Source organism: Commensalibacter communis (assembly GCF_947179105.1).
GTDB lineage: Bacteria > Pseudomonadota > Alphaproteobacteria > Acetobacterales > Acetobacteraceae > Commensalibacter > Commensalibacter communis.
The window spans coordinates 94,917-109,643 of record NZ_CAMXCK010000003.1; the positions used below are offsets into that span (position 1 = coordinate 94,917).

At 36.1% G+C, this 14,727-nt stretch carries 14 protein-coding genes; 7 read left to right on the forward strand and 7 right to left on the reverse strand.

Features of this window, described 5'->3' with window-relative positions:
* The first annotated feature begins 28 nt into the window (after positions 1-28).
* Positions 29-808 (forward strand): glucose 1-dehydrogenase, encoded by a 780-nt coding sequence (locus tag PQG52_RS07060; protein ID WP_271828727.1) that lies wholly within the window; start codon positions 29-31, stop codon positions 806-808.
* Between the two features lie 47 nt (positions 809-855).
* Here PQG52_RS07060 and PQG52_RS07065 read toward each other — a convergent pair whose 3' ends face one another.
* Together PQG52_RS07065 and PQG52_RS07070 are read right to left on the reverse strand one after the other, a co-directional pair.
* Positions 856-1,500: a hypothetical protein gene (locus tag PQG52_RS07065; protein WP_271828728.1), complete on the reverse strand. Its 645-nt coding sequence runs from the start codon at positions 1,498-1,500 to the stop codon at positions 856-858.
* Between the two features lie 21 nt (positions 1,501-1,521).
* Entirely contained in the window at positions 1,522-2,490 is a 969-nt protein-coding gene (locus PQG52_RS07070; RefSeq protein WP_271828729.1) for a sugar-binding transcriptional regulator, read from the reverse strand.
* 206 nt (positions 2,491-2,696) lie between these two features.
* On the opposite strand from PQG52_RS07070, the gene PQG52_RS07075 reads away from it, so the two are divergent.
* Positions 2,697-4,187, forward strand: coding sequence for a PepSY-associated TM helix domain-containing protein (locus PQG52_RS07075; protein WP_271828730.1), 1,491 nt, complete (start codon positions 2,697-2,699; stop codon positions 4,185-4,187).
* Between the two features lie 33 nt (positions 4,188-4,220).
* On the opposite strand, the gene PQG52_RS07080 is transcribed toward PQG52_RS07075, so the two are convergent.
* The gene (locus tag PQG52_RS07080) at positions 4,221-6,431 is read right to left on the reverse strand and encodes a TonB-dependent siderophore receptor (RefSeq protein WP_271828731.1); all 2,211 of its coding nucleotides are present in this window, start codon (positions 6,429-6,431) and stop codon (positions 4,221-4,223) included.
* Positions 6,432-6,646: 215 nt separating this feature from the next.
* Here PQG52_RS07080 and PQG52_RS07085 point away from each other — a divergent pair, with 215 nt between their 5' ends.
* Positions 6,647-6,904, forward strand: a complete 258-nt coding sequence (locus PQG52_RS07085) for a hypothetical protein (protein WP_271801175.1) — start codon at positions 6,647-6,649, stop codon at positions 6,902-6,904.
* Between the two features lies 1 nt (position 6,905).
* Here the strand turns inward: PQG52_RS07085 and PQG52_RS07090 are convergent, their stop codons facing one another.
* Complete coding sequence (locus tag PQG52_RS07090) at positions 6,906-7,340, reverse strand: GNAT family N-acetyltransferase (protein WP_271828732.1); 435 nt, start codon at positions 7,338-7,340, stop codon at positions 6,906-6,908.
* A 105-nt stretch (positions 7,341-7,445) separates the two neighbouring features.
* Between PQG52_RS07090 and PQG52_RS07095 the strand changes: the two genes are divergently transcribed.
* From PQG52_RS07095 to xylB, 4 genes are all read left to right on the forward strand, one after another.
* Positions 7,446-8,306, forward strand: coding sequence for an SEL1-like repeat protein (locus PQG52_RS07095; RefSeq protein WP_271828733.1), 861 nt, complete (start codon positions 7,446-7,448; stop codon positions 8,304-8,306).
* A 109-nt stretch (positions 8,307-8,415) separates the two neighbouring features.
* Complete coding sequence (locus PQG52_RS07100) at positions 8,416-9,762, forward strand: tetratricopeptide repeat protein (protein WP_271828734.1); 1,347 nt, start codon at positions 8,416-8,418, stop codon at positions 9,760-9,762.
* A gap of 109 nt (positions 9,763-9,871) precedes the next feature.
* Positions 9,872-11,728 carry a tetratricopeptide repeat protein gene (locus PQG52_RS07105; protein WP_271828735.1) on the forward strand — a complete coding sequence of 619 codons (1,857 nt, stop codon included), beginning with the start codon at positions 9,872-9,874 and terminating at the stop codon, positions 11,726-11,728.
* 108 nt (positions 11,729-11,836) lie between these two features.
* Positions 11,837-13,291 (forward strand): xylulokinase, encoded by a 1,455-nt coding sequence (gene xylB / locus PQG52_RS07110; RefSeq protein ID WP_271828736.1) that lies wholly within the window; start codon positions 11,837-11,839, stop codon positions 13,289-13,291.
* Positions 13,292-13,342: 51 nt separating this feature from the next.
* Here the strand turns inward: xylB and PQG52_RS07115 are convergent, their stop codons facing one another.
* From PQG52_RS07115 to PQG52_RS07125, 3 genes are all read right to left on the reverse strand, one after another.
* The gene (locus tag PQG52_RS07115) at positions 13,343-13,639 is read right to left on the reverse strand and encodes a hypothetical protein (RefSeq protein ID WP_271790178.1); all 297 of its coding nucleotides are present in this window, start codon (positions 13,637-13,639) and stop codon (positions 13,343-13,345) included.
* Between the two features lie 130 nt (positions 13,640-13,769).
* Entirely contained in the window at positions 13,770-14,117 is a 348-nt protein-coding gene (locus tag PQG52_RS07120) for a hypothetical protein (RefSeq protein ID WP_271828737.1), read from the reverse strand.
* A gap of 291 nt (positions 14,118-14,408) precedes the next feature.
* Entirely contained in the window at positions 14,409-14,531 is a 123-nt protein-coding gene (locus PQG52_RS07125) for a hypothetical protein (protein ID WP_271828739.1), read from the reverse strand.
* Positions 14,532-14,727 lie beyond the last annotated feature (196 nt).

Sequence of the window (14,727 nt, forward strand, 5' to 3'; positions counted from 1 at the left end):
AATCATACTATATCAAGGAAATAAAAAAATGAGTTTAACAAATAAAGTAGCCGTTATCACAGGTGCAAGTCGTGGTATTGGAGCAGCCATTGCAGAACGTTTGTCACAAGACGGTGCAAAAGTAGTTGTTGCTTCGAATGAGTCAAAAGTTAATGAAGTTGCAGAAAAGATAAATAAAAATGGTGGGCAAGCTGCTGCCTTTGAAATGGATGTGACTAATAAAAAAGACGTTGTTCGCTTATATGATTTTGCCGAAGAACAATTCGGGCGTGTCGATATTTCTGTTCAAAATGCAGGGGTGATTACCATTGCTAAAGTTGAGAACCTCACTGAAGAAGAGTGGAAAAAAGTGTTAGACGTTAATACGACGGGTGTATTTTTGTGCTGTCAAGAAGCGATTGCCAGAATTCGTAAACATGGTCAAGGGGGACGTATAATTAACACTGCCTCAGGTCAAGCTCGCCAAGGGTTTATCTATACGCCTCATTATGCAGCCAGTAAGTTTGGAGTGATGGGAATTACCCAAAGTTTGGCACACGAAGTTGCAAAAGAGGGGATTACTGTGAATGCATTTTGCCCAGGGATTATTGAAACAGAGATGTGGGCATATAATGATGAACATTGGGGTAAAATGCTAGGGGATTATAAACCAGGTGAATTAATGGCTGAATGGGTTTCCAAAATTCCGATGGGTCGTGCGGGAACAGGTGAAGATGTTGCGAATGTTATTTCATTCTTAGCAGGGCCAATGTCTGCTTATGTAACAGGACAAACCATCAATATTGATGGTGGTATGTTTATGTCTTAATAGGATATGATACACTGTTATTTTTATCTAATAGCAGTGTATATTGTTTATTCTATAACGTAAAATTGCCCTTGTTGAATATACCAATAATGCTTTTTAACAAGTTCATACATCTGTTTTCCAATACGATAATTGGGTGAGGAACGGGTTGCGCCTGTTATGAGTTCATGACATTTAACAGATTTTGTAACTATGTTTAATAATTTCCATATTTGTTTGATTTGTTGATCCATAAGAGCGCATAAATGAGGATCATTCTTCTGATCTGATATATTCCATCGAATTCCTAATGAAGAAGCTTGGACAGAGAAGAACTCTTCTGGATAAGCAGTCGTATCAATATAAGGATTAAAGTCTGTAGATGGACAAATACGGTTTGGATATAATTTATTATAATTAAATAATAATATTCCCCAAGAATGATTTGTAGGTAAAACAGTAAAAGCTTGTGATATAAATTTATTCGTATATTGATCGTTTTTTGGAATATCTTTTGTTAATATATCATGAAGAGATGAAACAGATGTGGGAGGGTTATTGTAATAATCATCTTCTGATTCTTTATGAGAAAAAAAGGGCTTGAAAATAATTTCAGGCATATTTGCAAGAAGTAAGTCAGAGAAAGCTAAGATATCCTGTTCTGCCATCCATAAATAACTATTTTTTGTTTTTTGTCCTTGTGTCCACGCCATATTGTATAGACTTTTTTAATTTTATGATTGTTGATCTATAGATTTGATAATCCGCATGGCGGTAAATTGGTCTGTAATTAAAATATTAATTAACCGTCCTGATAAGGCCCCCAAAATCGCCTCGATTTTGTTCTTACCTCCAGCAATACCAATAACACGAGGGATGGTTTTTAACTGTTCAAGGGTAATTCCAATAATTCTTTGGTCAATAGCGGTTTGAAGAGGCTTACCTTTGTTATTATAAAAATGCAGGCAAATATCACCAACCGCTTTTTTCTGTGCGATTGTATTCATCTCGGCTTTGGTTAAGATATTTCCACTATCGGCAAGAAGCTTTTCAGGCGAGATAGGACCAATTCCAACCAATGCCATGGTTATTTCTTTGAATTGCTCCAGAGTAGCTTGGACAAAAGGATCAGCCATTAAAATTGTTCGGGCTTCTGTTGAGCCAATAATCCCTTGTGCAGGAAGTAGGATTTGTTCTGCATGAGTAATTTTAGCTAGTTTAGAGCTGAGGATCGATGCATGTTTTTGAACGGTTGGGCTGCCGATACCGCCTTGGATTTGTATGATTTTTTTAGCGGATATTTTGAAATTATTATTTAAATTATTCACCATATTTAACAAAGATTCACTCCAAGAGGAAATCCCGATCACTTCATCTTGTTGCATGGTTGCAGAAAAAAACTGCGCTGCTGCTTGACCGATGCGTGAAAAGATTTGGGTTTCTTCATCTTGTTCGCACGAGGCAATGATAACTTCTGATAAATTAAAATGTTGTTTAATTCGTTCTTCTAATTCCAAAAAAGTGCCTTTCGGTTCGTTGATTGAAATTTGAACAATACCATTCAAAGACGCTTTTTTCAGTAATCGTGAAACGCTAGCCTGTGAAATATATAAATGTTTAGCAATATCGGGCTGTTTCATATTATCGAAATAGTACATTCTGGCTACTCTTGCGATAAATCTTAGTTCGTCAGATGTTGTCATGGATGCTTTTAATAAAAAGAGAAATATTTAAATTAAATAATTATATTATGTTCCAAATGCGGGATGTTTATTTATATATCTTAAAATTGACGACGATCCTATCATAAAATAAATATAAAGTTTTATAGCGATTTACAAATTGTATTTTGAGTTAAATCTCTTATAGTGATATTTATTCTCATTCTTAATAAACTGAAAATCTTCTTATGCTGCAAAAAACACTGTCTATTTTAACATTAATCCACCGTTGGGGCGGTTTAATTGGGGGTTGGTTTTGTTTTTTTCTGGTTGTCACAGGAACAATTTCGGTTTTTGACTTAGAGATTTCTCGATGGATGCAGCCAGAGCTGGCTGACTATACAGATACAGGAACAGTTTCTGAAAAATCTATGGATACATCCTACCAAATATGGCAAGACAATACACGACAGAACCGTTTTAGCTTTGTTATATTACCTACTGAACGATATCCCTTTATTTATGTATTATCCAGCCAAGGTGCATTATTTAACTGGCAAAATATTGATCCAGTGACTGGCAAAGTGATTCAAACACAACCGACTGTTGGGGGGTATTTTTTTGATGGCTTACATAATAGTTTTTTATTAACACGCCCTGCGGGTGATATCGTCATTATTGTTCTTTCTATTGCATTTTTTATATTTATTTTGAGCGGCTTTATTATTCATTTAAAGCATCTATGGAAAGAGTTTTTTAAAGTTCGTCCAAGAGCTTCTGCATTACGATTTGTATTGGATATTCATTTAGGAATAGGTGTTTTCTTTTTTCCGTTCTTATTATTGATGGTGGTGAGTGGGTTTTTATTTTATGCCCCTATCTATATGTCTTTTTTAAACCCATCGCCTAGTCATTATGTGGCAGCACCTTACAAAGAAGGGCAAGCAACGCAAAGCCACTCTGAAAAGAGTCTATTTTCATTAGTGCAAGAAGCAAAGACCACTTTTAAATCAATGCCAGGATTTATTTTAATTACGCCTAAACAAATTCATGTTGTGCAAAGTGATGGGGATCAATTGGCGATTATGCGGAATTACATAGAGCTTGATCGTGCTTCTCATCAAGTATCATTACAAGTCAACCACCCAACATTTGGTCGATATATATTGAATGTTATGTTCGGTTTACACTTAACGCGTGCTGGTGGCGATGTCTTGCGGTGGGTATATTTTGTGGCGGGAACGGGGTCTTCTATATTGGTGGCGACAGGGTTATTATTCTTTTCCAATAAACGTCGTCATTTTAATAAAAAGCATATATCTTCACGATTATTATTTTTTTATAAGGTCATTGATGGCATACATGTTGGGGCAATGATGGGTACATTGTTGGCTATTTTAAGCGTTTTCCTAGTAAATACTGTGGTTTTAGCGGATAATACAGCAAAAACATCTTTGGAAATCAATGCTTTTCTTGTTGTGCTTGTTTTGTCTTTTGTAGAGGGATTATTTTATTCTTTTTATTCTAGCGTCATGCATGCATGGAAACATCTAATTGTATTATTTGCTTGTTTATGTATGATCGTGCCAGTTTTGAAGATGATATTATATCCAGAAATATTAAATGCTTTTTGGAGCAGTAATTTTGTTTATACAGCAATCAATATCTTTTTTGTAATGACTGGAATTTCTTTTTTCTTATTATATGGTTACCTAAAACGTAAAAATGCTTTTATCTAAGTTTTTATTATTCTTAGATAAAAGCATATCAAATTACCAGTTATAAGAAAGCTTTCCAATAACAGTTCTGCCTTGACCAATGGCACATCCAAAAGATTTGCTGTAACAAGCGGTAAAGTAACGTTTGTTGGTCAGGTTTTGTGCTGTAAATTGTGCTTCTAACCCTTTTAACGTTGGAATGCTGTCGTCGAATTTATAATGGGCTTGCATATCGATCATTGTATAGGCTTTGGTGCGAAGATAAGAGATATAATCCCCATTTGTATTACCATTATATCTGACCCCAATAGCTCCACCAAGATTTTTAAAGGTTCCAGACTGAATGGTATAATCCCCCCAGAAAGAGAAAATATTCGCAGGGACTTGGGTTGGGCGTTGACCAGAATAATCCCCCGCAGTAAATTTTACATCTTGATAGGTATAAGCAGCAATCAGATTTAATCCAGCGATTGGAGACGTATGGGCTTCAAGTTCAAAACCTCGAGAGCGTTGTTTCCCAGATTGGATACTAAACATCGGGTTGGCAGGATCACTGGTTAAGACGTTGGTTTGCTCTAAATTATAGATGGCAGCAGAGAAGAAACCATTGAAATTTTCAGGTTGATATTTGATCCCGACTTCGTACTGTTCACCACGTGTGGGTTGATATGGTTGACCACTTTGTGAGACTTGATTAAGCGGTTGAAATGATTGAGCATAGTTGAAATATGGAGAAATATTATAAGGTAAGTTATATAAAATCCCGCCACGGAACGTAAAGGCTTGGTCACTTTGGGTAAAACTAGAGGAGGGCTTGGCATGATTTCTGGTGCTGATGCTAGACCAATCATTTCTGAAGCCTAATTGAGCATGCAAGCGTTTATAGCTCATATTATCTTGTAAAAAGATCCCTTCTTGATTGGTACTGACACCGGTTTGTATATAGGGTGCAAAAGCGGTAATCGGTGCAGAGTAGTTTGGATGATACAGATCAAGTGGAGGGGCATTAGCGTATCCATAATCGTAACCAGAACGAATATTTTGCCAACTGACCCCTAGCAATAGATCATGGGCCACAGGACCTGTATGGACTTGCCCATGAAGTTGTTCTTCAATGGTGATGGTGTCAAAATGCTCTTTTGAAGCATTGGCATAACGATACATATATTGGCTGCCAGGATAATACCCAGCACTGCCATTGGGGTTTGCACCATCAGCAGAAGAACTTCCGTAAACTTGGTTATAGTTTGCCCCAACATTGGTATAACGAGCCATTGAAAGAAATTGCCATTCTGGGTTTAATTGATAGGTAAATTTATATCCAACAGAGGCTTGGGTTTGATCAAATTTCTCAAAATTCTTATCTCCAGAAAAGAAATTAGAGGGAAAATGATAAGGTGCAGATAAAACAGAACCATAGGCTGGAAAGGTTTGATAGGAAGTATCATTGGGTTGTGCTTGATAACGCCCATAAACAGTTAAATTAATATCATCCGTAGGTTCCCAATATAAAGAGGGCTGAATTGCGTAGCGTTCTGCTTTGGTATACCAATCCCGTCCGTCTTGTCTGAATCCCGTACCAACAACACGCCAAGAAAGATTATCAAGCCCTTTGAATTTATCTCCTAGATCAAAGACACCACGAACATAATTATAATTTCCGCCTTCAAGCGAAACATGTCGATAGCGTGATCCATTTGCAAATTTACTTGTTAATGCAATAATACCGCCTGGGCTGCTTTGACCGTAAACAACAGAAGATGGTCCTTTTAATACGTCAACTTGCTGTAATAAATAAACATCAACTTGTTGAGCAGCGTAATATTGTCCCTTAAACATCAATAATCCATCAAGATATTGACTGCCATTAACATCAAAGCCACGAATTGTCCCTAAATCATAACGACTATTTGACCCACGTTGTTCCATCGATACACCAGAACTATAGCGTAAAGCCTGACCAAGGGTTGTGGCATTTTGCATTTGCATCTGTTGGGATGTGACAACTGACACTGATTCAGGAGTATAAATCAGAGGGGTAGAGCTTTTTGTTGCAGCAGACGATGATTTGGTCACAATAGAATTTTTATTGCCTTTGACGACAATTTGTTCATCTTTTGAATCATCGCCTTTTGTTTGCGATGTATTAGATGTTTGTGTGGTTGAAGTGGTCGATTGTGCAATTGCGTTGTTTTGTAAAACGAAAAAGCCTATTCCTGAAGTCACCAGCAAAAGGTAACGATAAGAGATACAAGTCATGAGCATGATAACGATCTAATTGAGAATGAAATTGATAATCGTTATCAGATAGCAGACAGAAATCTTAATTTCAATCAAATTTTCTTGGTAAGTGACGTTTAAATTCATTATTCAAAATTTCATGCCTTTAAGGTCTCAATTCATAGAAAATATATCTTTTTATTTCAATTTATATTAAACACAATAAGGGTTCAGTATCATGTCATGTATGGATGTATAAAATGATTAGAAAAATTATTGTATTGGTTGTGGCTATCGCAGCTTGCATAGGTCTTGGTGTATATATCCGATCTTATAACAGCAATAATAGTTTCAATGCTCAACAACGTTTTAACACTATTGTGCAGGCTGCTGACGAGCAAGCACAAGATCTTTTAAAAGAAACAGATGAAAAAAAGAAAAAAAATGCTCAGTTATTTATTGAGAGAAAAGATAATTTGTTACAACAGCAGCAAAAAGAATTATTCAACCAACAGTAATTTATTCTATATTTGCTTTGGTTAAATACAACTCCATAGGAACAAAAGTGACATTATTTTTCGTAAATTCTGTGTCAAAATAGGTAAAATTAAATTTCTTATAAAATCGAGTTGCCGTACTCCTTGCATTAAGATATACGCTTGCAACATGATCTTTCTTCAGTTCTTGCAAGACTGTTTTGAATAATGTGCTTCCAATTCCTCTGTTTTGATAGTGTGATTTTGTCGCAAATTTCCTGATTTGCCGGCGATTAGGTGTACGATAAAAAACAGATAAACAACTTATGACTTGATCATTTATGAGATAACCATAATGAGTTGCGTCTTCATCCCCTGGCTCTATGCAATCGTGCAGCTTAAATGAAGGCCATAAAATATCTCTTCTCAATTGCAAACAATCTTCTAGCTGAATGTGACGGATATGATACGATGTCATGATCGTGTTCCAATGTGAGTAATTATTTCTGTATTCATTGTATAGTAATTTTTAAATTGATTGGTAATGTAATTTAAAAGATTATGATTTGCAAAGGACGTTTTTATGAAATGGTTTAATCAGGCATTTATCTGTTGTGGAGTGGTTTTGATTCTGACCATTTGTCTTAATACCCCACACCAGTCAAGAGCACTAGAAGTGTTAGACCATACGGTAAATTTTGATAAACCAGACGTAAAACATTCTTTGGCTGAATTAACCAGTAATGCTGAAAAAGGGGATGTAAAGGCGCAATATCATCTAGCTCTTCGTTATCAACAAGGGCAAGATGTTCCTCAGGATCAAAATAAAGCGATTAAATGGTTTGAAAAAGCAGCAGCAGGTGGGAATGCCAAATCACAATTGGCATTAGGTATTTTCTATGGTGGTGGCATTGGCGTAGAGCGTGATTATATTCAAGCAAGAAACTATTTGGAACAAGCTGCTTTGCAACAAGAACCGGAAGCCAATTTTTATTTAGGATTGCTGTATTATAAAGGGTTAAGGGTTCCCAAATTATATTCTAAAGCCAAACATTATTTTGAATTAGCAGCTCAAAAAGGGAACAGTGATGCGCAATATTTCCTTGGGCGAATGTATTATAATGGTCAAGGTGTCGCTAAGAACTACAACAAAGCATTTGACGAGTTTAAACAATCTGCTCAACAAGGAAATAAGCATGCAAGTATGATGTTGGGAATGCTATACGATAATGGTCACGGGATAAAAAAAGATGTGAAAAGATCAATTTATTATTATACTCAGGCAGCCAAGCAGAATGTTCCCGAAGCACAATTGGCCCTTGGGATTGCCTACCTTACTGGTCATGGGGTCAAAGAGAATAAACATGAGGCAAAAGAATGGCTGTTAAAGTCATGTCGTCAAAATAATAATTCAGCATGTGAGATGGTTTCTAATACGGATTAGGAGCACAAATTGTTCATAAAAGTTTTTTCTTAATTTTTATTATTGATTATCTTATATAGTCTTATTAATTTTAATTTATTATTATTTTGTTATTATTGGTAGGATTTATATGTATCAATATATTTTTATTATACTGATTATTATATGCATCATTTGTATTGCATATGTTGTCTATGATATATGGTTACGTAAACATTTTGCCAATTTTAACACAAAGAGAACCAACTCTACTGTTCAGACTGAAGACACCTTAGAAACAGATAGTATAGAATCAAGCAGCCCGATGGATAAAGGGTTGATGTATTTTAAAGGGGATGGTGTTCCTCAAAATTATTCAAAAGCCCGAGATTTCTTCGAAAAAGCTGCTGCAGGTGGCACTGTCCAAGCAATCTTGTATCTAGCCCTTATTTATTACGAAGGAATGGGAATAGAACAAGATGATAAAAAAGCATTAGCTTTTTTTGAAGAAGCTGCCAAAAGAGGAAATGCCAAGGCGATGTTTGCTTTGGGCAGAATTAACCTTATGGGACATGTGGTAGAGCAAAATTATGATAAAGCACGTGAATATTTTGAACAATCTGCACGTCAAGGTGAAGTAGACGCCTTATTAAATCTTGGTATGATGTATTATGAAGGTGTTGGCGTCGAGCAAAATTATAGCAAGGCCAGGGTATATCTGGAACAAGCGGCTTCTAAAGGTGCAGCTGAGGCGCAAAATAGTTTAGCTTATATGTATATTGAAGCCAAAGGTGTTGAACAGGACACTGAAAAAGCCCGAGAATATTATGCATTGTCTGCGCGTCAAGGAAATATGGAAGGGGAATATCACCTAGCGTGTATGTATTGGGATGGCACAGGTGGCGAAAAAGATCGTTTAAAAGCCAGAGGATATTTTGAAAAAGCGGCTTATCAAGGTGAGGCAGAGGCCCAATTTTTTATGGGTAATATATATTATTATGGTCAAGGAACCCCTGTTGATTATAAAAGAGCAGCTTATTTTTATGATAAAGCAGCACGGCAAAATCATGTTCAAGCCCAAAATATGATTGGATATATGTATTCCGAGGGACAAGGGATCTCTAAAGATTATAAATTAGCCATCTATTGGTATAAGCAAGCAGCATTTCAAAATGATGTTCAGGCGCAATATAGTTTGGGCTATATTTATCTTACTGGGAATATTGTTCCGATTAATTTGGAAAAGGCATTTGAATATTTTAATAAAGCGGCACAAAATGGCTATGTTTTGGCGCAATTTAATTTGGCGGTTATGTATTACAAAGGCGATGGTGTCCCCCAAGATTTTTTACAAGCAGCCGAATGGTTTCAAAAAGCAGACCTTCAAGGGCATAAAAAATCTAGTTTTATCTTAGGAAAAATGTATTTAGAGGGGCAAGGCGTTCCTCATAATCATGATAAAGGGATGGCATTGATTACGAAAAGTGAAGTCGAATAAAGAGCTTGTGATATTTAATATTCTTTTTTCTATCATGAGATGAGAAAAAGCAGTATGGTATCACTCAAATGTAAATATTAAATGATTTTTTTGTTTCTATTGGTTTCTTATGTCTCGAACTCATATTGCTCTTGTTGGTAAAATAGCAGCCTTTGCTTGTGTTGTTTTTATTATTTTATGTATTTGTTTTTACAAAACAATTCGTACTGGTTTTATCGAAGCCCAATTTAACCGCGCCAGTATGTATATACAAGGCGAGGGTAACCCTCAGGATTTTAAAAAAGCTCGTGAGTATCTAGAGCAATCCGCAAATGGTGGGAATGATGATGCTCAATATATGTTGGGTGTTATGTATGAAAAAGGTCAAGGCGCTTCTCAGGATTTAAAAAAAGCAATTGAACTATATAAACAAGCTGCGATGAAAAATCATGCCAAAGCACAATATGCTTTGGGCAGCATGTACGATCATGCTCGCGGTGTTGAAGAAGATCATGCTGAGGCCGTAAAATGGTATGAAAAATCTGCTCAACTTGGCAATGCTGCAGCACGTTATGCTTTGGGCTTTGCATATTTTAATGGGATAGGTACTGCTAAAAATATTGAAAAAGGATTGGATTATTTAAAAAAAGCTGCAGGAGATGGTTACGTAAAAGCACTTGTATATCTAGGGTCTTTGTATTTCGAAGGGAAAAATATTCCTGCTGATCCAAAAAAAGCGTTTTCGTATTTCGAACAAGCTGCTTACAAAGGTAATCATGACGCTCAATATTATCTTGGTTTAATGTATGAAGATGGAAACGGTGTCGAGCGTGATTATTCCAAAGCAGTCTATTGGTATGAAAAATCCGTAAAAGTACATTCAAAATCAGCTTTCCATTTAGCCAAATTATATAGAGATGGCTTAGGGGTAGAGGTTAATTATAATAAGGCATTCGAACTTCTTAAAAAAGCAGCAGGTGGAAATAATATTCAAGCCCAATATTTATTAGCAACCTTGTATGACAAGGGGGACAATATCCCACAAGACAGTACAAAAGCAGCCTTTTGGTACGATAAAGCAGCAAAACAAGGTGATAATAATGCCTCTTATATGCTTGGCGAAATGTATATGAATGGCAGAGGTGTCAATGAAGATCCTTCTGAAGCATTTAAATTATTTCAACAAAGCGCCCAAAACGGTAACGCGTTGGCACAATATAAAATCGCCTCTATGTATTTTAAGGGGATTACCGTTCCAATAGACCATCAAAAAGCAATTGAATGGTATGAAAAAGCTGCTAATCAAAACAATGTGGGGGCTTTATGTATGCTTGGGGATATTTACGCACAAGGGCTAGACGTGCCTAAGGATATGTCAAAAGCCATAACATTCTATCAAAAAGCTGCAGATCAGGGAAATATAGAGGCTGAATTAAAGCTGGGTTCATATTACTTAAGTAATAGCAAAGAGTATGATAAAGCGATCACATGGTACCAAAAAGCTGCAGACAAAGGCAATGTTCAGGCTATCTTGCAACTGGGGCAGATCTACGAACATGGGTTGGGTGTTCCTGTCAACTATCAAAAAGCATTCGAGATTTATAATAAAGGCATTAACAGCCATAATCCTGAATTGCAATACGCGCTTGGTCAATTATATAAAAACGGGCTAGGGACTGTTAAAAACATAGATCAATCCAGAAAATTGTTCAAACAATCTGCACAACAAGGGTTTGTTGGAGCTCAACGAGAATTTGCAAAGATTGAGCTGTTAGAGAATGTTCAAAATCCTGATAAGCAGGCAGCTCTTTCTTATTTACAAGCAGCTGTCAAAAACGGTGACGCAGAGGCGATGTTCATTTTAGGGAATTTATATTCAAATGGATCAAATGTAACCAAAGATAGTAAACATGCATCCGATTTATTCGCTCAAAGTTGTCAAAAAGGGTTTAAAAATGCTTGTCACGTTTCGAAATCAGCGCATTAATCCAGGTATTGGTTTTTCAATTTAGTGGTCATTTTTATGTTTTTTATATATAAATTATAGACAATATTTCAGTTATTATTTTTAAACATCAAAACGGGAGTTAACCCCATGTATATAGGTATTGATATAGGAACGTCTGGTATCAAAGGAATTGTGTTAGATGATAATCATCATATCCTGGCCAGCCATACTGAAAAATTAACTGTATCTCGACCTCAGCCATTATGGTCTGAACAAGATCCTAACTCTTGGTGGGAAGCGACTGACAAGGTTATTCAAGCTTTGGGTAGTCAAATTTCTTTAAAAGATGTGCAATCTATCGGTCTAGCTGGTCAAATGCATGGTGCTGTTTTATTGGATAAAAATGGTAAAATCTTGCGCCCTGCGATTTTGTGGAATGATGGACGTAGCTATCAAGAATGTATAGAGCTAGAAGAGGCCGTGCCAGAGTCTCGTAAAGTCACTGGTAATTTGATGATGCCGGGCTTTACCGCACCTAAGATTTGTTGGGTACGTAAATATGAACCTGCAATTTACAGTCAAATTGACAAAGTTTTGCTGCCAAAGGATTATTTGCGTTGGTTAATGAATGGTATTTTTGCCTCCGATATGTCTGATGCTGCGGGCACAATGTGGATGGATGTGGGCAAGCGCTCTTGGTATAAACCATTATTGAATGCTTGTGGTTTATCAGAAGATAATATGCCTAAATTGTTCGAAGGCAACCAGTCAACTGGAACGCTTAAACCAGAACTTGCAAGCCGTTGGGGACTTTCTAATAAAGTCACTATTGTTGCAGGTGGTGGCGATAATGCAGCAGGAGCGATTGGCGTTGGTATTTGGCGCAAAGGTCAAGCAATGCTATCTTTGGGAACTTCTGGGGTTTATTTTGTTGCAAGCGATGGGTTTTTAAGCAATCCAGAAAAGGCAGTACATAGTTTTTGTCATGCTCTACCTAATACTTGGCATTTAATGTCTGTGATGCTTAGCGCTGCTTCTTGTTTGGATTGGGCAACGAAAATTACAGGCGTTAATTCTGTTCCAGAGCTTTTACAATTGGCTGAAACAACAGGTCAAGATCCTACGTCTATCTTATTCTTGCCCTACTTATCTGGTGAGCGTACTCCACATAATAATGCCAAAGCAACAGGATGTTTTGTTGGATTAACTCATAAACATGATCGCAAAGATATTGCTCGTGCTGTTGTTGAAGGGGTCAGTTTGGGATTGGCTGAAGGAATGGAAGTTTTGCATGCCACAGGAATAAAACCTGACCGTATCAGCTTAATTGGTGGTGGTGCAAGAAGTGCTTTTTGGAGACAATTATTGGCAGATGTGACGGGTCAAAATTTGGATTATCGTCAAGGTGGTGATGTAGGGCCTGCATTAGGGGCTGCTCGTCTCGCAATGTTGAGTGCTAATCCTGACGTTCCGTTCGGTGATTTATTACCAGAACCCTCTGTTGAGGCGTCTTATGATCCTCATCCACAGATTAGTGCTTTATACAAAGAAAAATATGAGCAATTTAAAAATACATATCGTGCATTAAAGCCAGTTTTTTAATTTTTGATTCGATGTAAAAAAGCTAATCTAGAGTTAGATTAGCTTTTTTTATTAGTGATTGTGACGATCTTGGTTATTATGATGGTCGCGATGATTATGACTGTTGTGATTACGTTGATTTTGATTATTGTTATAACCGTTATTCATATTGTCTAATTTTTTTTGTAAACCATCTCTTTTTTTACAAAATCCGATTGCAGCCCTTTGATTAGGCAAGTTATTTTTACAGTTATAATCAGCTATATCTCTTTGTTTTGTTATTTGTTGCACAGCATTATTTTTACCTTGAGCCAAAGATAATGATGGAACTAATAATAGGGATAAGGCTGATATTATATATTTTCTCATGTCTTCCTCAACAAACTATTCTTTGAATGATGCATTCAATACAAAAAATGATTTTGAATAAATTATGAAGATTAGATAGTAAGCGTTAGAAAAAGCTACTCAATTATGTTGAATAGCTTTTTTGCTTTGGTTAATCGTTATGATGGCCGTGTTTGTGGGAGTCATGATTATTTTGTTCATGACGGTCTCCAGGGTTATGATCATTGTCATCACGAGAATTACGATGATCCCCACGGTTGCGATCATTGTCATCACGAGAATTACGATGATCCCCACGGTTGCGATCATTATCGTCAAGAGAATTGCGTCGATCTCCACGGTTGTGGTCATTGTCATCACGAGATTTTTGTTGCTGACTTCCGTTATCTTCATTTTGACTAGACGTTGTCGTCGTAGTTTGTAAAGCCTCTTGTTCTTGAGCGAAAGAAACAGATGGAAGTAAAAGCATTGATAGGGCAAGTAAAGCGTATTTTTTCATTGGATCTCTCATTTATATTTAATTTGGTTTCGTTTAATATCTATAACAATTATGGATAAAATATGAAGAATGCGTGATTAAATAAAGGTATCTTTAGTTCTTGTAAGTTTTTCTGTTACAAATAAAATTACCGATAGTTTTCATATTAAATGTAAATATCATAATTACATGAAAGGAAATAACGATTATATCGTTTCTGTAAAATAGTCATTTAGTTTCGAAGAAATGAATTGGTAAGGTTCAAGAATGCTTATGTTTGACAAATAATTTTAATATCATCCAAAGCCTCTTTTATTTTTCCTGTATGTTTTCAAGGATAGATGTAATCAAAGCCATATTAACTTTTTCATACATTCTGGCAATATGTCCAATATAAGTAATGGACAAACCAACAATGTCTTCATCTTCATACATATTGATAATGTCTAAGTACATTTGTTGATATTATTCGAAATCATCGATATTAAAACTTAGATTAAGCGATGCATCAAGAATTTGCTTTTTATCTTGTTGCTGAGCAATAGTGAGGAAAGGCGTTATATTAATAAGGAACAATATTGTTGTTCATGACTAAACAAATCATTAACAATATCGTTCCCTAAAATAAACC